This window comes from Paenibacillus sp. JCM 18996 (genome assembly GCF_055392555.1).
Window position 1 is genome coordinate 1102452 of the sequence record NZ_AP043884.1, and the last position, 19469, is coordinate 1121920.

At 47.3% G+C, this 19469-nt stretch carries 22 protein-coding genes; 2 read left to right on the forward strand and 20 right to left on the reverse strand.

All coding sequences use genetic code 11. The annotated features are described in order from the left end of the window. Positions 1-48: 48 nt before the first annotated feature. The 18 genes from ACZ5N7_RS05405 to ACZ5N7_RS05490 form a co-directional block, all read right to left on the reverse strand. Positions 49-1008, reverse strand: a complete 960-nt coding sequence (locus ACZ5N7_RS05405; RefSeq protein ID WP_464658100.1) for a Gfo/Idh/MocA family protein — start codon at positions 1006-1008, stop codon at positions 49-51. A gap of 44 nt (positions 1009-1052) precedes the next feature. Further along, entirely contained in the window at positions 1053-1883 is an 831-nt protein-coding gene (locus ACZ5N7_RS05410; protein ID WP_464658101.1) for a sugar phosphate isomerase/epimerase family protein, read from the reverse strand. Positions 1884-1900: 17 nt separating this feature from the next. Next, entirely contained in the window at positions 1901-2878 is a 978-nt protein-coding gene (locus ACZ5N7_RS05415) for a Gfo/Idh/MocA family protein (protein ID WP_464658102.1), read from the reverse strand. After that, the gene (locus ACZ5N7_RS05420) at positions 2875-3882 is read right to left on the reverse strand and encodes a Gfo/Idh/MocA family protein (RefSeq protein ID WP_464658103.1); all 1008 of its coding nucleotides are present in this window, start codon (positions 3880-3882) and stop codon (positions 2875-2877) included. The genes ACZ5N7_RS05415 and ACZ5N7_RS05420 overlap by 4 nt, the downstream gene beginning before the upstream one ends. 34 nt (positions 3883-3916) lie before the next feature. Next, a complete protein-coding gene (locus tag ACZ5N7_RS05425) occupies positions 3917-4750 on the reverse strand; it encodes a carbohydrate ABC transporter permease (protein WP_464658104.1) in 834 nt (277 codons plus the stop codon). Positions 4751-4764: 14 nt separating this feature from the next. After that, complete coding sequence (locus ACZ5N7_RS05430; RefSeq protein WP_464658105.1) at positions 4765-5712, reverse strand: carbohydrate ABC transporter permease; 948 nt, start codon at positions 5710-5712, stop codon at positions 4765-4767. 78 nt (positions 5713-5790) lie between these two features. Next, the gene (locus ACZ5N7_RS05435; RefSeq protein ID WP_464658106.1) at positions 5791-7065 is read right to left on the reverse strand and encodes an ABC transporter substrate-binding protein; all 1275 of its coding nucleotides are present in this window, start codon (positions 7063-7065) and stop codon (positions 5791-5793) included. 179 nt (positions 7066-7244) lie between these two features. Beyond that, complete coding sequence (locus ACZ5N7_RS05440; protein WP_464658107.1) at positions 7245-8465, reverse strand: ROK family transcriptional regulator; 1221 nt, start codon at positions 8463-8465, stop codon at positions 7245-7247. A gap of 242 nt (positions 8466-8707) precedes the next feature. Next, on the reverse strand, positions 8708-9517 hold the full coding sequence (locus ACZ5N7_RS05445) for an undecaprenyl-diphosphate phosphatase (protein ID WP_464658108.1): 810 nt from the start codon (positions 9515-9517) through the stop codon (positions 8708-8710). A 101-nt stretch (positions 9518-9618) separates the two neighbouring features. Continuing rightward, positions 9619-10320, reverse strand: coding sequence for a VIT1/CCC1 transporter family protein (locus ACZ5N7_RS05450; RefSeq protein ID WP_464658109.1), 702 nt, complete (start codon positions 10318-10320; stop codon positions 9619-9621). Positions 10321-10452: 132 nt separating this feature from the next. Further along, a complete protein-coding gene (locus ACZ5N7_RS05455) occupies positions 10453-11013 on the reverse strand; it encodes a DUF1003 domain-containing protein (protein ID WP_464658110.1) in 561 nt (186 codons plus the stop codon). Positions 11014-11056: 43 nt separating this feature from the next. Then, a complete protein-coding gene (locus tag ACZ5N7_RS05460) occupies positions 11057-11179 on the reverse strand; it encodes a hypothetical protein (RefSeq protein ID WP_464658111.1) in 123 nt (40 codons plus the stop codon). A gap of 152 nt (positions 11180-11331) precedes the next feature. Further along, positions 11332-12264, reverse strand: coding sequence for a manganese-dependent inorganic pyrophosphatase (locus tag ACZ5N7_RS05465; RefSeq protein WP_464658112.1), 933 nt, complete (start codon positions 12262-12264; stop codon positions 11332-11334). Positions 12265-12460: 196 nt separating this feature from the next. Continuing rightward, the gene (locus tag ACZ5N7_RS05470) at positions 12461-12625 is read right to left on the reverse strand and encodes a hypothetical protein (RefSeq protein WP_464658113.1); all 165 of its coding nucleotides are present in this window, start codon (positions 12623-12625) and stop codon (positions 12461-12463) included. 206 nt (positions 12626-12831) lie between these two features. Then, on the reverse strand, positions 12832-13284 hold the full coding sequence (locus tag ACZ5N7_RS05475) for a hypothetical protein (RefSeq protein WP_464658114.1): 453 nt from the start codon (positions 13282-13284) through the stop codon (positions 12832-12834). A 227-nt stretch (positions 13285-13511) separates the two neighbouring features. Further along, positions 13512-14102: a DUF2238 domain-containing protein gene (locus tag ACZ5N7_RS05480; protein WP_464658115.1), complete on the reverse strand. Its 591-nt coding sequence runs from the start codon at positions 14100-14102 to the stop codon at positions 13512-13514. Positions 14103-14127: 25 nt separating this feature from the next. Beyond that, a complete protein-coding gene (locus tag ACZ5N7_RS05485; protein ID WP_464658116.1) occupies positions 14128-14811 on the reverse strand; it encodes a thioesterase domain-containing protein in 684 nt (227 codons plus the stop codon). 157 nt (positions 14812-14968) lie between these two features. Continuing rightward, a complete protein-coding gene (locus ACZ5N7_RS05490) occupies positions 14969-15346 on the reverse strand; it encodes a (2Fe-2S) ferredoxin domain-containing protein (RefSeq protein ID WP_464658117.1) in 378 nt (125 codons plus the stop codon). A gap of 308 nt (positions 15347-15654) precedes the next feature. Between ACZ5N7_RS05490 and ACZ5N7_RS05495 the strand changes: the two genes are divergently transcribed. Beyond that, positions 15655-16668, forward strand: coding sequence for a CobW family GTP-binding protein (locus ACZ5N7_RS05495; RefSeq protein ID WP_464658118.1), 1014 nt, complete (start codon positions 15655-15657; stop codon positions 16666-16668). A gap of 74 nt (positions 16669-16742) precedes the next feature. After that, entirely contained in the window at positions 16743-17744 is a 1002-nt protein-coding gene (locus ACZ5N7_RS05500; RefSeq protein ID WP_464658119.1) for a CobW family GTP-binding protein, read from the forward strand. A 165-nt stretch (positions 17745-17909) separates the two neighbouring features. Here ACZ5N7_RS05500 and ACZ5N7_RS05505 read toward each other — a convergent pair whose 3' ends face one another. Together ACZ5N7_RS05505 and ACZ5N7_RS05510 are read right to left on the reverse strand one after the other, a co-directional pair. Continuing rightward, positions 17910-18293 (reverse strand): hypothetical protein, encoded by a 384-nt coding sequence (locus tag ACZ5N7_RS05505; protein ID WP_464658120.1) that lies wholly within the window; start codon positions 18291-18293, stop codon positions 17910-17912. Between the two features lie 265 nt (positions 18294-18558). Then, the gene (locus ACZ5N7_RS05510) at positions 18559-19449 is read right to left on the reverse strand and encodes a sugar phosphate isomerase/epimerase family protein (RefSeq protein WP_464658121.1); all 891 of its coding nucleotides are present in this window, start codon (positions 19447-19449) and stop codon (positions 18559-18561) included. Positions 19450-19469: the final 20 nt, after the last annotated feature.

Below are 19469 nucleotides of genomic sequence, written 5' to 3' on the forward strand. Positions count from 1 at the left end.
TATAACACCTCGACTTTCTTATTCATATTTTTGAAGCCTGGAAACTTTTCAGATCGAAACGGGGTTCCCTGTTTTGGCGGATTCATTGGCGGCCAGAGTGACCTCAAGCGTCTTCATTGCCTCTTTATACGGCGCAAGAATTAGCTCCGGGTCCCCCTTTGCAATGGCCTTGATAAAGGCTTCATCCTGCTCCTTATAAAAGTCCACTTTGCTGTGATAGGTTATGGTCCGCTCTTTCTCTACGATGGTTAATGTTGAGCCGTCGATCGACACCCGAAAATCGCGTCCCAGAATTTCCAGGCCCGACCGATGGTCCGGCTGGGTAAACGAAGTGTCGATGTGGCCTACAGCCCCCGATTCGAACATCAAAATTACGGAGCCCACATCCGGAATATCGATCCGCTCGATATCTCTCATCACCCGAAGCGCCATATTGGCATATACCTTGCTTACGTCACCGGCCAAATACCGGATCAAATCCACCGTATGCGTAGTTTGCTCGACCAGCTGTCCGCCGGATTTGACCATTTCCCTCCACCAGGGAGTCGAAACGAAAGAGGTTAAATAATACCCGCGCACCATGGCGATCTCTTTATCGGCCAGATAGGCTCTGGCTCTCTCCACCGTATCCAGATACCTTAAGCAGTATCCCGCCCCGGTCATAATTCCCGCCTTGTCCAACACCTCGGCTTTACGCCGGACAATCTCCATATCCAGCCCCAACGGCTTCTCAACAAAAAGATGAATGCCGCGCCTGGCCGCTTTTTCTTCCAACTCTCCGTGCGCAAACGGAGGTACGCATAGAAATAAAACGTCCAAATGCTCTTTTTCCAGCATCTGGTCAGGATCGGTATAAGCTATCATACCATAAGCTTTTGCTTTTCTGTTCACCGTTTCCTGAGAAATGTCGCACAATGCCGTGAGTTCCACCTGTTCATTCCGGCTGAGGTTTTTCAAATGGGTATCGGCAATCCCGCCTGCGCCCACAACTCCAACTTTGATTTTCAAGGACAACTCCACCTTTTACAAAATATATTTGTGCGTTTAACCGATTAATGCTGCTCATCCCCTATAATTACTTTCATATGGCGGGCCGTGTCATAGATCATTTGAACGGGAGCCTTCTTGTATGCGCTGAGTTCCGCTGTGATGACGTCGTCATAACCGACCTCGCTCAAGGACGACCGGACGGCATCCCAGTTCACATCGCCTGCAAGCAGAGGCACGAATCCATTGATATTGCCAACCTGCACGCTGAAATCTTTGACATGGATTTTCCGGATTCTGTGCTTCAATATCCGGATCCACTGCTCCGGAAATCCGAACTGCAGCACGTTGCCCACGTCAAAATAACTGCCCACTTGAGGAGATTGGAACTCATCGATATAGCGGGCCATTTCCAGGGGGGACAGCAGAAACTTGTTCCATACGTTTTCGATTCCGATGCTGACACCGGTTTTCTCAGCCAGAGGGATTAATTTACGGATCTCTTCCTGGCTGAGCAGGTAGCATTCGTCATAAGACGTTTCGGCATTTACCGCTCCCGGTACGACCAGCACCGTATCCATCCCCATGATTCCGGCCAGTTCCAACTGCTTTGCGACGATCTCGCCGCCCCTCCGCCTGACGGACTCATCCTTGGAGGAAAGCGGCGCACCCCACAGCAAGCCTGTGGAAAGGCTGCGCAGCTGAAGGCCGTACCTGCGGGCGTCAGCTGCGATCTTTTCTGCTTCAGCAGCGGAGGTTTCCATAGTTAACCCGACACCGCCCGAAGGATTTAAGTTTAACTCCACCGCGTCAAAGCCGGCATCCTTCGCACGCTGGAAAATTTGCTCGAGCGAAGTTCCTTCAGGAAATCCCCATTGATTCATTGCGATTAACATTTCTGCTTCCTCCCTTATTATCGAATAGCAACCGGCATTTTTTTCTCCGCCGCTTCATAAGCGGCAACAGCCACTTCAACCGCTCTCAAACCGTCTTCCCCGGTTACCGAAGCTTGACTCTTGTTTTCCCGGACACTGGAAACAAAATCTCCTACCAACCCGAGATCCATGTCGTTGCCCCAATAATGATGCTTATACCCTTTTTCGTCGCTGTATACATGCAGCTTTTGGTTAAACGTGTCTATCGAGAGGGTGCCGGCGGTTCCAACGATCTCGAGAGTCACATCTCCCCAGGTAGGGAAGCATTTATTGCGTGTCCAGCTGCAGTCGAGGGTGGCGAAAACGCCGTTGTCGAACTCCAGAGTAAGGATCCCGCAGTCGTCAATCGGATTCGCTGACACCAAATGGCCTATTTCCGCATACACTTCTCTGACTTCCGAACCCGTAAACCAACGCATAATATCGACTACGTGAACGGTATGGTCCATGACCGCGCCTCCGCCTGACAGAGCAGGGTCCACAAACCAGCCCCCCGGATTCTGACCGTGGTTGGTGCCCTTGATTGCGAGAATCCGTCCGACCCTGCCCTGTTCGATCATTTGTTTGGCACGTACGACAGCCGGGTGAAATCTGACAGGAAAAGCCGTTTGCAGCAGAACTCCATGTTCCCGGCAAACCTGAACCATCTCCTGAGCATCTGTGGCGTTAGTGGACAACGGCTTCTCGCATAGGACATGCTTTCCGGCTTTGGCTGCCGCTAGGACATGCTCCCTGTGCTTGGCGTTCTCCGAAGTTACAACCACCGCGTCCAACTCCTGCTGTAACAGCTCGTTGTAATCGTGATAAAAGACCGTTCCGAACTGTTCCGCGAATTTTCTTCCACGTTCTTCATTGTCATCCGCTATGCCGGTCAATTCCACCTGATCGAGCTGTTTTAAAGCCTGCACATAAGAAAAGGCATGCATATGGGCGAAACTAATGATTCCAACCTTCATTGAAATTCCTCCTTTTTTACTAATTCAACCGGCTTTCCGGTTCTGATGCTCTCGATCGCAGACAAAGCAATGTTCATCGCTTCATAAGCATCTTCGGCTGTGACGATCGGAGTGCCCCCGTTCTCGATACACGACACAAAATGTTTCAGCTCCAAATAATAAGGATTCTCATTCAGCGGGCTTTCCGGAACTGCGACACCGCCGGAGCCGTCTTTTTTCTCCCGGCTGACCGACACCAGAGGTTGATCGCTTGCGCTGTCATAATCGATGATTCCCGATTTTCCGGCCAACTCAAATTTCATGGAGAAGCTTTCATGCGCCCACGTGCCTTCGACATGCGCGATAACTCCGCTTGCAAACCGCAGCGTAACCAAAGCGTAGTCCATTCCGTAGTGCCCTCTTCCGAACAGGCTTTTGGCATAAACCCGTTCTACCTCGCCAAAACACCAACGCAGGAAATCGAAGTCATGGATGATCATATCGAGAACGAGGCCGCCGCTGTTTTGAAAATCCGCGTACCAATTGTTCCACGCCATGGGGAAACCGCCGCCGCGAGTGGTTCTGACGACCGCCACATCCCCTATCGCTCCTTGATCGACCAATGCTTTCGCCTCTCTGTACTCGGGGAAGAAACGGAGCACATGGCCGACAAACAGCCGCACGTCCTTCTCCCTGCAATAATCCAGCATCTCCCGGGCATCCTCAAGACTTCTGGCAAGCGGCTTTTCGCAAATTACATGCTTTCCCGCGTCAGCAGCCTTCATCACATAGGATTTATGTAAAAATGTAGGAACACAGACGTCGACGATATCAATGTGCTCCGCTTCTTCCAACGCCTCTTCAAGAGAATTGTAGAATCGGGTATTCAGCTTTTCCGCTAGACTCGATCCTTTTTCCTTCTGAATTTCCACTATTCCCGCCAAATTTACGCTTTCCATCGCCGCATAAGCTTCCGCATGCACGCTTCCCATGGTTCCGGCGCCGATTACAAGTACATTTTGCATAGGATTCCATCTCCCTTTTTCTCAAAATCAATCGTTACCCCTTAATCCCGCTCATCGCAATTCCTTCGATAAAATACCGCTGGAACAAAGTAAACATGATAATCATCGGCAAAGTCGCCATGAGCGCTCCGGCCATCAATAAAGGGTAATCCGTTCCGTGCTGCCCCTGAAAGGATGCGATGCCTATAGTCAATACCCGCATATTATCGGAGCTTGTCATAATGAGCGGCCACAGCAGGTCATTCCAGGAAGCCAGAATCGTAAAAATGGCGAGCGACACAAGAGCGGATTTCGACAGCGGTAAAAATATCCTCCAATAAATGCCGAAATACGAGCATCCGTCAATCTTCGCCGCTTCGTCCAGGTCAAACGGCAAAGTCATAAAAAACTGTCTCATCAGAAACGTGCCGAAAGCGCTGAAGATGCCCGGAACGATTAGCGCGTAAAAGGTGTCCAACCAATTCAACTGCTTCATAATAGCGAAATTCGGAATCAACACTACCTGTGAAGGTACCATCAATACGCTCAGAATTCCGATGAACAGCAGGTTTTTCCCGGGAAACCTCAACCTTGCAAACGAGTACGCGGCTAGTGAGCATAGCACCAACTGCCCTGCCGTGCGGCTTACGGTAACGAATATCGTATTCAGGTAATAACGGATGAAGTCCATCTTGTCTATGACCGCCTTGTAATTTTCAAAGTGCCAGACGGACGGCAACAGCTTCGGCGGGACCTTCATGGATTCGGCATAAGATTTGAGCGAGGTGGTGAGCATCCAAAAGAAAGGAGTGATCATCACCACAGCCCCAACAATCAATATCAGATGCACCAGTATTTTTTTGTTTCTTTCACGAACCTCATAAGACATCGGGCGCTCCTCCTTTACTGGTAGTGGACCCATTTTTTCTGAAAATACAACTGGATGACCGTTATGACAAGGATCACGATAAACAGCAGCCACGCCTGAGCGGACGCATAGCCCATGTTAAAATACTTGAAACCGTTCTCCCATACGTTGTAGACGACCGTGCGGGTACTGTCCAGAAGCGCCTCCTGCTTGCCCATCATGATAAAAATCAGGTCGAACACCTGCAGCGAATTGATTAATGCAATGATCAGGACGAAAAACAAACTGGGCGTGAGCAAGGGCAAGGTAATATGGCGAAATTGTGCGAATGGGCTGGCTCCATCCAGAGATGAGGCTTCGTAGTAAGAGGACGAGATGCCCTGGAGGCCGGACAGCAGGATGACCGCATGATTCCCGACACTCGACCAGACACTGACCAGAACAATGGAAAACAAGGCGAATTTTTCATCAAACAACCAGTTGGGCTGCGGAAGGTGCAAATAACCCATAATATAATTGATCAATCCGAACTCGGAATTGTACAGCCATTTCCATACCATACCTACCGCAATGGGCATAGTAATCACCGGGATAAAATAGAGCGTCCGGTACATGACCATCCCCTTGATTTTTTGATTCAGCAGTACGGCCAGAAGAGTAGCCAAGGCTATGGAGAAAGGAACCGTACCGATGGTGTATAACAATGTGTTCACGATGGAGCGGATAAATTTATCATCTTTCATTAAAGCTGTGAAATTATCCAACCCTATGAACTCAGCGCTCGACACTCCGTCCCATTTCGTGAAAGAGACTCCCAAGGAGATCAAAGCGGGCAGCGAGTAAAAGAATGCAAGCCCCAGGACGACCGGCGCGACGAACAGATACCCGTAGAACGCTTCTTTTATCGCCATCTCCGAGATTTTTCGTTTTTTTGAAGAAAGAGCTCCTTTGTTTCCGCCTGCCTCAGGCATCGTTTGGCTCATCTTATCACCACCTGGAAAGTTTAATTGGGCGGGAAGGCTTAAAGCTCGCTTCTTGCCTTCCCTTCCGGGTTAAAAGAATTATTTATCTTTTTCCTTCTGCAGTACCTCGTTCATTTTGGACGCTACGTTTTTGGTGGCTTCTTCAAAGGTTTTTTTGCCCAGGAATGCCGCTTGTATTTCCTTGGTTTCGGCATCCTGCCATTCCGCAGTATTCTTGGAAACCGGATAAGCGACACCGAATTTCAGGCTGTCGGTAAACACTTGCAGCTTTAAGGAAGGGATCGATTTGACCCAGCCGTCCTCTGTGCCCTTTAGCGCCGGGATCGAGAACCCCGAATTGGCAAGCAGCTTCTCTCCCTCTTGGCCGGAGAGTACTTTGATTAAATCCCACGCTTCTTTGTCGTACTGGGTATTGTTGTTCATCACCCAGCTCAAGCCGTGGACAATGCTGGCGCTTTGCTTTCCTTTGGGCAGCGGAGCGACGGCCAGCTTGTCCCCGAGCATTTTATTAAGCTGAGGAGCGTTGACCGAAAGGGCAGGAAACATCGCTGCCTTACCTGAACCGAACAGTTGAAGCGGCTCGGTTTCCAGCTGCTGCTGTCCCCCTGGAGAAATGCCTTTCTTCATCAAGTCCGTCATCCATTGAAACGCGGAAAGCGTCTCCGGCGAATCGAAGCCTGACTTTGTTTTATCCGGAGTGATAACGAAGCCGCCGGCTTGGTGAATCAGATTATAATAGCCGTTCTGGTTCCCGATTGGAGCGATATAGCCGTAGACCCCTTTTTGCTTGTCAGTGAGCTTGGCGCCGTTTTCCTCGATCGAGCTCCATGTCCAGGATTCATCCGGGTACTTCACTCCGGCTTTATCAAACAGCTCCTTGTTGTAAAAAAGACCGACGGAATCCAGGAAATAAGGCAAGCCGTACAGGTGGCCCTTATACGTATACAAATCCACCAGAGCCTTAGTATAATTTCCGGTGTCAATTTTATCGGCCTCAATCATCGGCTGGATGTCCTTTACCAAACCGTCGGCGGCATATCTGTAAATGTTAGGTCCATTCATCCAAAATACATCAGGGCCGCTTTTACCAGCCAAACTGGTCTTCAGCTTGCTCCAATAATCAGACCATGGAGTATAAGTAACTTTGACATCGACATTGGGGTGATCTTTCTTATACACTTCAATGCTTTTCTTCATTACATCGGTCACGTTTTCATCCCACAGAGCCACATTTAACGTTACTTTCTTGCCGTCACCGCTTTTTGATGAAGAATCTGCCGGTTTACTGCAGGCGCCAAGAACCGAGCTGGAGAGCAGCAACAAGCTTAAAGTCAAACCAAGACGTTTTTTCATCTTATTACCTCCATGTTAAAATTTGTTTTAAATAAGAATTCATTGGAAAAATTCCATATTAAGCGCTTTATAAAAGTTTGGCCATTCACCTCCATGCAGAGTTAATGACGAGCCGGAGATCTGTCTAACTTTGTTCGAAGATTGGATAAAGTATGCATCATGTGAAGCAAGTATTGGTGTCAATGCTCAGAAGACAACGAAAATTGAAAGTAATCCTGCAGCAGTACGGCAGCTGCGCCAATTATGTCTTCATTCTCTCCCAGCGAGCTGTTGCAAATCTGAAGTCCTTCAGTGGAGAAGCCTAGCGCATGCCGCTTAATGTAATCCTGCAGTTTGGCGAGCAAAATCCCATCCTCGCCCACCATCTCCCCGCCAATAATAATGATATCCGGATTGAACAGGTTCACCAGGTTAACAATGCCGACTCCCATATAAGTGACCGTTTCATCCAGGATCTTATTCGCGATAGAATCGCCATCCTCCACCGCCCGATAGAAATCCGCCGGGGTTAGTTCCGCAGTTCCTTCAGCCCATAGATGAATCTGCGGAGATTGTGCATTGGCATACATATTTGCAATACGGGCCCGGATCGCCGGCCAGCTGATATAGTTCTCGAGGCAGCCCCTGTTTCCGCATTCACAAAGCAAACCGCTGCTGTTCACGGTGGTGTGGCCGAACTCCCCGGCACCTCCGCGGCTTCCGCGAAGAACGGAGTCTCCCAGGATAACTCCCGCTCCTACCCCTCCTCCCATCGAAATATAAATCAGGTTTTGGAACCCGCCGTATTGTCCGAACTTCTTCTCCGCCAGCACAATGGCATTCATATCGTTCTCTATCCATGTTTTAATCCGGAAACGGCTTTCCACTCTGTCCTTCAGGTGCACGTTTTCCATTTTTAATTTGGAATTATAATGGACGATACCGTGTCTTGAATCGACAATTCCGGGAACGATGATCGATATGCCGACGCATTTATCCATGTTGTTGTAATCCTTAATAAACTCCTCAATGGTGCTAAAGATCAGAGCCATTACATTTTCGCCAAAAAAATCGGCGGGAGGAGTGATTTTCTTGATCCGGCGAATGGAAGCCTGCAAATTGATCTCCGCAATAGTAACTCCAAAGTTCGACACTGAAATACCGATCAGAAAGTGGTTATCCGGAGTAAAACTAACCATGACAGGTCTTCTTCCGCCGCTGGAGGATCCCATGCCGTTCTCGCACACCAATCCCGACTGGATCAATTCATTCACTGCAGAAGCAACTGTTGATGGACTCAGTTTATTCCTTTTGGCGATTTCACTGCGGGAGATCGGACTATGTTCCCGGATCATATTAAGGATGATGGATCGGTTTAATTCCTGGATCAGCTTTAAATCGCCGGTTCGGTTCTTAAGCATTCTGTTACCTCATTCGCGTACTTTCTTTTTTTATTGGAAAAAGTAACTTTTGACAAAATTATACTCTTAACCATCACAATTCGTCAACAAAATATTCAGAAAATTTTAATGATTAATGGAGTTAATGACTTGACAGCAGGATGCATAAAACATAACGGAGAAAGAAAAATACAATCGGCCCTTGTTCAGTTGAACACGGGCCGATTGTATTTGCCATTGGCTTATAATCCATCAATTAATTGTTATAATAATGTACTCAGTAAAATTAAAACGCCTACGATCCAGCAATAATAAGCAAATGGACGCATTGCGTTGATTTCATTTGTTTTAAACCAGCGCATCAGAATCCACACACTTAGAAAAGCAAAAATCCCGGACATCAATCCGCCAAGCAGAGACATTTGCAGTAAGCCATGTGTGCCGGATTTCATGATTTTGGGTACTTCAATAATGCTCGCGCCGGCAATGATAGGAGTAGCCAGCAGCATTGAAAAACGGGCAGAAGCTTCATGCTTAAGTCCCATCCAAAAACCGGCGGTCATACTTGAACCGGAGCGTGAAAAGCCGGGTATCAAGGCAAGTGACTGAAATAGACCAATTATAACAGCTTGTCCAACGGTCAAATCTTCTATTTCTTTAGTACCTCTGGACTGAAGTTTTTCTCCAAAAAATAGAAAAAAACCATTCAAAATTAAAAAAACAGCAGCGAAAGTTACATTACTGAATATATGACGCAGCGGTTTTTCAAAAATCAGTCCCAGCAAGGCAGCCGGTATAGTTGCAATAATAATTAATAAAAGGACTTTTTTACTGCCGATGAACAGGGATTTAATGATCTCAACCCATTCTCTCCAGAAAAAGAGCAACAAAGCAACGGCTGTTCCTAAATGAAGCATAACAACATACGGCAAAAAATGCTCTTTGAGAAACTCCTGGCTCAAATTCCAGTGAAACACGTAGGGTGTCAATACGCCGTGAGCCACACTGCTGATCGGAAAGAGCTCAGTTATCCCTTGAATAATAGCAAAAATTAACGTTTGAATGATGTCCACAATTTGCGCCGACCTTTCTTCTTATATTAGTGTCCATATGATTTTATGCCAAATGAGAATATTATTAAAGCTATTTACATAATTTTAAAAATCTCCGCTGTCTAAGAAATAAGCCTGGCCACAAGAAAGGCGATTGTCGCCGCCAATCCCCCGACCAGAGTGGTTTGCCATGCGCTTTTAAAAGGCTGGGAACCGGTGAACCTCCCCTTTACATACCCAAAAATAAACAATGCGATTAAAGTAGCGATGACGGATGTCATTAATGCGGCATTCGCCTGATGGATAAACATGTAAGGAGACAAAGGGATAAGTCCGCCTGCAATATACGATATACCGATGGTAAACGAGCTGTTTCTCGCCCTCTTGTGGTCGGGCTCTTCCAGTCCAAGCTCATGCTTCATCATGAAATCCACCCATCTGTCGGGATCTTCGCTTATCGCATCGACTGCCGATTTGATATCGGGTTCACGCAGTCCCCAGCTTCGCAAATAATCCGCCACCTCTTCTTTTTCCCGCTCAGGAACTTCTATTATTTCTCTTCGTTCTCTCTCCAGCTCGTTAGCATAATGCTCCTGGTCCGTTCGGGCAGCCAGATAACCTCCCAGCCCCATTGCGATAGAACCGGCTGCGATTTCAGCGAGTCCGGCTATAACGACAACGTTAGTCGCAGAAACGGAGCCTGACAATCCTGCTGCCAGAGCAAAGGGAACGGTTAGCCCGTCCGACATGCCGATCACAATATCCCGGATCAAATCGGTAGACGCAAAATGTTTTTCAATGTGCACTTTTTGTTCGTTATCCATTTCTTCCACTCCATTCTTATAAATGGTTCACTCGCTACACATACCGGCATACGATGAGAATGATTATTAACCCCTTAACACGACGCATGCTGCCGTCAATAATGACAGCAGCATGATTGTTTTGTTATAAAGCTATTCCGCCGGATCCTGTTTAATTTGTGGGGCAACGGCTAACAGCAGTTTTTTCACTTCCAAAAGTTGACTTTCAATCCGGTGCAGATGGCTCTGCATATCATCGATTTCCTGTTCCGCTTTATAGTTGATGGCAAAGTCGATGATGGATTCATGTTTGTCCCGAGCGGTCTGTCTGTTCTGGCTCATCATAATGATCGGTGCTTGAAAAGCTGCAACAAACGACAGGCATAAATTTAATAAGATGAACGGTGCCGGATCAAAATGCAAAGGAGTAAATGGCAATGTATTCCAAAGAATCCAAACCGTCAGAAATATTGCGAAATAAATGATGAATCTCCAGCTGCCACCAAAGAAGGCAATTCGGTCAGCCAGCCGTTCCGACCAACTCGTCTTCCTGATATATTCTTCGTCCAAATGAGATACAATACTTTTCTCGTAATGATCGACCAGTCGGTCAATGCGATTGGCGCTCTCCTGGTTGAGTTCAATATCAAAACCTTGGATGTTCGAAGCTTCTGTGAATTCCTTTTTCCATTGAAAATAATTCTTTTTTGCCATCTTGTCAACCTCCTCCATAATTATGAGGAAGTCACACTAAAACCTATGCTCCGGAAGAGTTGAATAAAATTTCATGCGGCAACCAAATCATCGCGGCGCTTAGTTCATTGGTGACTTCCTTCTGGCTCCCGACAGGCTCCGGTTCTGACGAACTTTGACTGCTCATGCAAATACTCAACTCCTTCTGGTAAAGTTTTTAGTCCATCCATATCATACTCCGCTGCTGAGCAATTTGTATATAGGTGTTTCTGAAGAATGTGTAAAGAAAAAAGGCCGCGGCTTACGCGACCTTAACGAGAATAGTAAGCAATTGAAGAATTATTGTTTATTCAAAATATCCGTTAAAACAGGAACGATTTGCGATTTGCGGGAAACTACGCCTTTCAGCACCGCTTTGTTGTCCACAAGTGTAACATTGTAAGCTTTCTCCACCGCATCGGCGGCACGTCCAAGCGCGATCGCTACGGAATCGTTATTCAGAATATCCGTCACAACAAAGAGGAACAAGTCCAGACCTTTTTCTGTGATGATGTTCGTAAGTGCGTCTTCGAGCTCCGATTGACGGGACAGCACATCGTTGGTATCTACTGCGTTTACTTGAGCGATTTCCACTTTGGAGCCGCCCATTTGGAATTCCTTGGAATCCAGGGAAATGAGCTGGCTGATGCTTTTGTCACTTAAATCCGCGCCTGCTTTCAGCATATCCAAGCCGTAGCTTTCAGCGTTCACACCAGCAATTTCGGCTAATTCGCGAGCGGCTGCCACATCTTCTTCCGTGCAGGTCGGCGATTTAAACAGGAGAGAATCCGAAATAATAGCAGACAGCATAAGTCCAGCAATGTTTTTCTCGATGGCGATGCCGTTTTCCTTGTATAATTTCTTTAGGATGGTCGCTGTGCAGCCAACCGGCTCAGCACGGTAATATAAAGGAGCGCTTGTTTCAAAATTAGCGATCCTGTGGTGGTCAATGACCTCCAGAACCTGAACCTGGTCGATGTCAGGCGCACTTTGCTGGCGTTCATTGTGGTCGACAAGGATCACGCCTTTTGCTTCGCCCGCTACCGTTTCGACAAGACGAGGAGCCTGTGCCTTGAAATGGTCCAAAGCAAACTGTGTTTCCCCGTTTACGCTTCCCAGACGGACAGCTTCAACGCCCAGCCCCAGCTTGGTCTTTAAATCCGCATACGCAATTGCGGAGCAAATAGTATCTGTGTCCGGGTTCTTATGACCGAAAATAAGTGTTTTTTCCATGATCCGACTCCTTATTCGTCTTATTTGTCGAGAAAAGTATACCTTAGAATAATATGTACAATCAAGATTATAACCTGAAATGAACCTTATTCCTACCCCTTTAATAGGATTAATTGAAATTCCTGGTACCATCCCGCGAGTCCTAACACTGACTGTAAGAAAAAATCCCCGTTTCCGGGGAAATCAATCTCACAGATCAACTCTTATTTTCCGCGTCCGAAGTTTCGGTTCCATACCTGTTAAGATGCTGGTCACCGATTAAATCCACATATTGTCTTACGCCTTCAGGTGTGGTCGTTAAATCTGAGGCTTCCACCGTGGATTCCAAATTTTCGATTCCTTCCCTTGTTTCCTTGTCCATTTCCCACCCTCCTTTCTGCAGCAAGCTTATTGTGGACTTTTGCTTTTGGAATTATCCATTTTTTTGAAAACGCGTTGAGGCACAACACGACGGACGACCAGACCGGAAAAGTGCGCCTCTCTCCAAACTTAAACTATCGTCAAAAAAAGCCTCAGATCCATTTGGATCTATAGGCTCTATAGTTGATGATCGCTCGAGAGGATTGGTTATGCTGACTGTACCCGGATGTCTTCCCTGTAGGAACGCAAAGAATGAAAAATGATCGTCTTGATAAAGCTTGGATCCACGTCAGGCAGCACCTTTTCGGCATAGGCCCAGGCATTTTCTTCAATTTGCAGAGCAATCCGGTTGCGGATCGCGCCGTCTTCAGCTTCATCCCACTTATCGGCCAGATCACTTAAATACGGATCCTCCGCATGCCCAAGCTCATGGGCTAAAATAACCATCAAATATTCCTTCATATATTTCAAAGACGAAAACATCCATAGACACTGGTCTTCAATTTCTTTCATAAAAAGAGTCACTGAATGGGATCCCATATTGTATTTGCCGCCGACAAAACGATGGCCTGGAAAATTCGACTCGATCGACACCTGCACCGTGCTGCCAGAGCGCTCCAACAGCAATTCAATTACATTCTGGATATCTATTCTTCCCAACCTCAATACTCCTTGCCTGTTAAGATACAAGAGTATTATACGGTTAAAACTTACAAAAAGAAACAACTATTTATTTAACCTTTTATTCTTGGATTGAAACAGGCCGGATCCAAACTTAAGCAGGGATGCCGCCCGAGCCGCATGGGACAACCCCTCTCCATCCCTCAACGTCTCGCTCAACCCGTTAATGCAAAAACCGGAGGGTCTCTCCGGTTCCTGATCCACAATTATTTCTCAGCATGCTCACGCACCTTGAAATAAAATAACCACAGGCTGGTGACTATCGCTCCAATCGTCCCGCATATGATATCGGTCATCGTGTCCATCAGGCTTCCGTTTTGACTGGTCAGACCGAAAAGCTGATCCCCCGTGAACTCATATATTTCCCAACACCCGGCCATAGCCACCGAAAAAAATAAACTGAAATAAACGCTTTTCTTAGTAAAAAGCGGGCTATCATCCTTCATTTCAGCGATATGTTCATACAGAAGAATTCCCACAAAGCAAAGGATGACCCCGGAATACAAATGTTCGAACTTATCCAGATATGGTATGGCGGAGTACAATCCGAATTCATTGGCCAGAAACATCGTAATAAAAATGAACAGCAGCACGGAAAACCGCAGAGCAGGAATCAATTGTACTTTGGTGTGTTTATGCACCATTCTGAGCACGAACAAGACGACAATGATAAAAAAAGGCTCCAATGTCTTCGCCACATTCCCTTTCGACATGAAGTAAACCATACAGATGACAGCAAGAGCATACATGGCAAACTCTAAATAGTCGTTATAATCAAATTTTCTTTTCTCACTCATTGCGTCTCCCCCTGTCATTTAAATTTCATACCTTGTCCAGCTCGCAGCCGACCTTTGGCCGCAGCCATTTCCAGATTCCGTCCATTGTTTTGGACAGATTGGAGATGCCGCTCGCATCCTTCATCTCTGACCGGAAATAATCGGGATGCCCGCCTACAATGTCTACAGTTTCGCAGCAACGCGGCGCTCCGGGACAGGGCCTTCCCCACCATGTAACGGGATCGCCGAACCGGCCGGCTTTTCGGATGCTGTGCACCCGTTCCTGCCAATCGTCGGCGATCCACAGCTCCGGCGACCCGACCAGAATCACTCCATCCACAGGATATCCTCGCTCATGGAGCATTTTGGCCGTGCCATAGGCAACTACTCCGCCCCCGCTGTGCCCGATCAGGACGATTTCTCCGCCGCCGTTCTTTTCGTAGTCGCGTATCATCGGACGGAGCGTCCGGAGGGCGCCGCGGCTGTTGTTATACTTCACATACATATCCCTGCTGACCTGGAAAGCCTGGCGCGCAAGGAAAACATTAAAATGTCTCTTGTCGACTCCGTCCATCGTGCCGTAAGGGTAGAAATCCGCCGTGCGGACGGTGATCCCTTCTTCGCCGTATTTTTTTTCGATATAGGACATTGCCCCGCCAAAAAGATTGCCGCTCTGCCAGGTTCCGATGCCTGACAGAAAGTAAACCGTTTTCTTCCGCTCCGCCTTCATGTTATTCCCTCCTATCAAGCAAATCTTTTGTGAAATAATATTGTTTTATATTTAAACCAATCAGCGCCGGACTATTCAAAGAAAACGAACAAGCGCTCCTCTCCGTCGGGAGAACAGCGCTTGCCATACATTTTTCTATATGAAAATCAGTTATTTTTCAATCAGGATTGTTTGCCGCTGCCTTTTTGAGCCCTTTAAGCGACATGTCTTTGAGTACAAAGCCCTCTTCATAATTGTAAATCGTTTGATTGGAAATCGGGCTTCCTTCAATTAAATGCCGGGAGACTATGCTGCGTCCCAGCTCCGGTGTTACCTGCTTGTACCAAACGCCGGCGGGATAAACAGTTACGACACAAGAATTATCGCAGCTTCCCTGACATAGGGTCCTTGTCGTATGGATCAGCGGATCGGCTCCCCATTTGTGAATCTCATCTCTGATGGCGAGAGTGACCTCATCCGCTCCTTGTCTTTTGCAGCAAGCCCCATTGCATATAAAAACGTGATGCTTTGTCCCGGACAAATCCCATGTCGTCATACTTATCCCCTTCCACATTTGGCTTGCATTAGTCGTTCAGTGCGCTTTGAGTTCGTCTAATATTCGTCATCATGCCGATATTGTCTAATCTCTTGGCTTTGTTCATCTGCCATTCTCGCCTCCCAAAACACTAACCTGTTTCTTTTAATTAATCGTAATGATTACGTTTTAAAAATATAACAACTTTTTCGTTAATCGTCAAGATTGCGATTTATCTTTTCAGATGCATAGACTGTCCATGGAATTTGTATTATGATGGCTACATATTATTCGTAATGATTACAATTTAAACAAGGAGGGTGCTATGCATGGATAAAGTGCCGGTTATCGTGTTGAGCGGATTTTTGGGAAGCGGAAAAACAACTTTACTTCTTCGTTTGTTAAATGAAGCCAGACTGCGCGGACTGAAAGCGATGGTTCTTATGAATGAGCTGGGGCACAGCGATGTGGACGGTACAATTCTGCAGGGGGCTTTCCCTGGAATTGGCGTAGAGAAGCTGATGGATGGCTGCATGTGCTGCACCAAAAAAAGTGAAGTCGCGGGCTGCATCAGCAGGCTTCTGATTCAACAGCCCGATCTGATTCTCATAGAACTGACCGGCGTCGCCAACCCGGATGAAGTGTCAGACTGCTTAACTGAGCCGTTTTTACTGGGAAAGGTTGCTCTTAAGCAGATCATCACTGTGCTCGACTCCGAGCATGTGCCTGAATATAACAGCATCTTTTCTACCGACAAGGAGTTGGTCCATACTTTGCGAAAACAAATGGAATTGGCGGACCTGCTTATTTTGAATAAAATCGACAGACTCAAACTCCCCTATTTGGCCAAAATTGAGAAAGCGGTGCGAAAATATAATCCTTACTCCCCGATTGTTTACAGTATTGAATGCGATATCGATGTCCAATCGATTCTGGCCGATATCAGTTCCAGGGAGCGCAGAATATCGTCAGTCCGAAACACTTTCAAGATAATCGTCCACAAGCCGGCTCCATCCGGTCACAAGCATCAGCACCCGCACCAAGCATCTTACTCCAGAGTTAGAAGCATGGTTTTATCTTTTCAGGAAGGGACTTCTATAAAAACAAAAAAGCTCGAGGATTTCCTGGATCGCTGGAGTTCGCAGCTGCTTAGAGCAAAAGGTTACGTTTCGGTCAACGGTGAAGGCTCGTGCTTACTGCAGTACGCGTTGAAAAGAGCAGTTTGGCAGAAGAGCAACTACAAGGGCCCCTCCTATCTTGTACTCATCGGCTTGAACCTGGATTGGGATAAGCTGTTTGCGGAATGGGAGAGCTTGTTCGGACACCCGGCCGCCTTGATTTGACAATGGAAGCTTGTCCCTTTATATTAGTTAATAGTAATATTTACGATTAAAATCTTATGTTGAGGTGACTGCACATGCTATCCGAACAATCTGCAATCTCCAGAATACCCGTAACCGTATTAACCGGATTTTTGGGAGCGGGAAAGACTACTCTTCTGAACCATGTCCTTACTGCCGACCACGGCCAGAAAGTTGCTGTTATTGTGAACGAATTCGGCGAGACTGGAATAGACAACCAGCTGGTTGTGGGGGCGGATGAAGAGATTTTTGAAATGAACAACGGCTGTATTTGCTGTACTGTGCGTGGAGATTTAATCCGGATTCTGGGTGAATTGATGGACGCCAAGCTTGGCAAGAGCAACCGCAGCGTTCAGTTTGACCGCGTTCTGATCGAGACGACAGGCCTGGCAGACCCGGCTCCTGTGGCGCAAACGTTTTTTGTGGATGAGGAAATGGCGGGCTTTTACGAATTGGACGCGATTGTGACGGTGGTTGATGCCAAGCATGCGGGACAGCATTTGGACGATGGCCATGAAGCCCAGGAGCAGGTTGCGTTTGCAGATGTTATTTTATTGAACAAAATCGATCTGGTAAGCGAAGGCGAGCTGCAAAAGCTGGAACAGAGATTAAAGTCCATGAACACCGCGGCGAAAATTTATCACACAAAGCAATCCAATATCGAGGTAGACCAGATTCTCGGAATTCAAGCCTTTAATTTGGAGAAAAAGCTGGAGATCGAACCAGGATTCCTGGAAGAAGAGGACCACGAACATGACGATGAGGTAAGATCGCTTTCGCTCAAGGAGGATCGGCCCCTGGACCTGAAAAAGCTTGAAAAATTCCTGGGTGAGTGGCTCTCCGAGCATGGAGTGGACACTTTCCGCTACAAAGGCGTGCTCAATATTAAAGGAGTCAAACAACGAATTGTTTTCCAAGGTATCCACATGCTGTTCAGCTCAACTCCGGACCGTGAATGGAGAACCGATGAAGCAAGGCGAAGCGAGTTTGTGGTCATTGGCCGGAATCTGGACGAGAGCTGGTTCAGGGAACAATTCGCTGCATGCGCGGTTGTATAGTTTCTACCATTATGAGCGACCGTCAGGAACAACAAAAACTCCTGCCGCAGTGTACTCGGAGATTCTACTCAGAGATGTTACCAGGCTGTTCTTAGTTCGATAGGCCCGCCGTAGTCGATCAAAAAAAGCCGCGGTTTACGCGGCCCTGATTAACACCATGATCTGTTAGAAAGGTTTTCTGTACACTTTAATGATACGTACACCGCTGCGGATAAGCTTTATAGCTTGCGCCCGATTGATTCTTACAAGAACGGAAATGTCAGTCTTGTTTTCCACGTCGAAGACCTTAAAAATGCGGTCATTAGCAAAAAGTACGCCTTTCAGCTCCACTTTCTTTCCAGGACGCGGTTTAGGGTCGGTGCTTTGGAATATAGTGCGTCTTACACCCGCCTGAATAAGTCTGGCAGCTTGTAATGCTGTCGTCCGGACTCCAAATACCGGATCAATTTCAACTCCGGTCGTTTTTGCCTCTACTTCGACAATGAGAAATGAACGGCTGCCGATTTTTGCGATACTGTTCGCTCCGATGGTTATTGGCTGCTTTGTCATGCTCCATCACCTCCCTCGCACTAACATATGGAAGAGATATTTTATTTGTCTCCGATAACCACCTATACGTGCGGTGAGTTTTTAAACAAGCGTGCAGTGAGTTTTACGCAGAAGCTACTTCTTCACTGGATACAAGATAAAGTTCCACTGATTGCAAATAATAAAACCCGGCAATTTCACCGGGTTTTAATTAAGATGATGCGGATTATCACTTCAATGAAAGATGATCCCGACTAACACTTCAACGAGAAGATAACGCCAACTATCAGTTCAACGAACTGCTCCTGGCCTGCACTTCGTTCCAAATCCGCGAGATGTAAGACAGCGATTCCTCGCTATCGACGGCAATTTGTTTGGAGCTGCATTCGGCGGATATTCCCCCTGTGTAACCCGCTTCCTGCAGCAAAGTAAACAGCTGAGCGAAATCCACGCCGTTGTCGGCCTGTCCCACAGGAAAGCTGCGGTCAAATTCAGCGTAATGAACATGCGCCAAACGGCCGGCCTTGACTGCCCGGCTGATGATCTCAAGCGGTTCACGCTCCAAATACATATGATAAGCGTCCGCAAGCACCTGGATGCCCGGCAGATCCAGCTCTTCCGCCAGTTCCAAGGCCTCCGCGACCGTGTTGATCACATTGCTTTCTTTACGGTTCAACGGTTCGATGGCTATCGTAACGCCATATTTCACGGCATATTCACTGCACAGGCTTAAAAATTGTTTGATCTGCGCCATGCCCTCTTCCGGAGAAAAATCCTCAGGAACATTTCTTGCCCCGCCGCTGCCGAACACGATGATTTTGCCTCTAACCGACTTTACCCTATGTACAGCCAGGTCGATATAGGACTCCAGTGCGGGCAGATCAACCGACGGACCCGTTATTTTTAAGGAAGCTGGTATAAAACTGTTGAAAGCCGGGATACTGAGGTTGCCCTGGGTGAGCTTGTCCACCACCTGTTCAAATTCGGACTCGGTCAGGCCGGTTAAGGCACCGACGGTGAGCTCCGCAAAATCATAGCCGATCCTCTGGGCTTCGCGTACCCCGTGTACTAATCCTGAAGCCGCGTCTTCTTGGTGTTCGTTTGCCTTCTCCTGCTGAGGAACAAAAGATCGCGCACCCAGGCAGCAGCCAAAACCGGAAATACGATGATCGGGCATCTGCTTTTCCTCCTTTTACA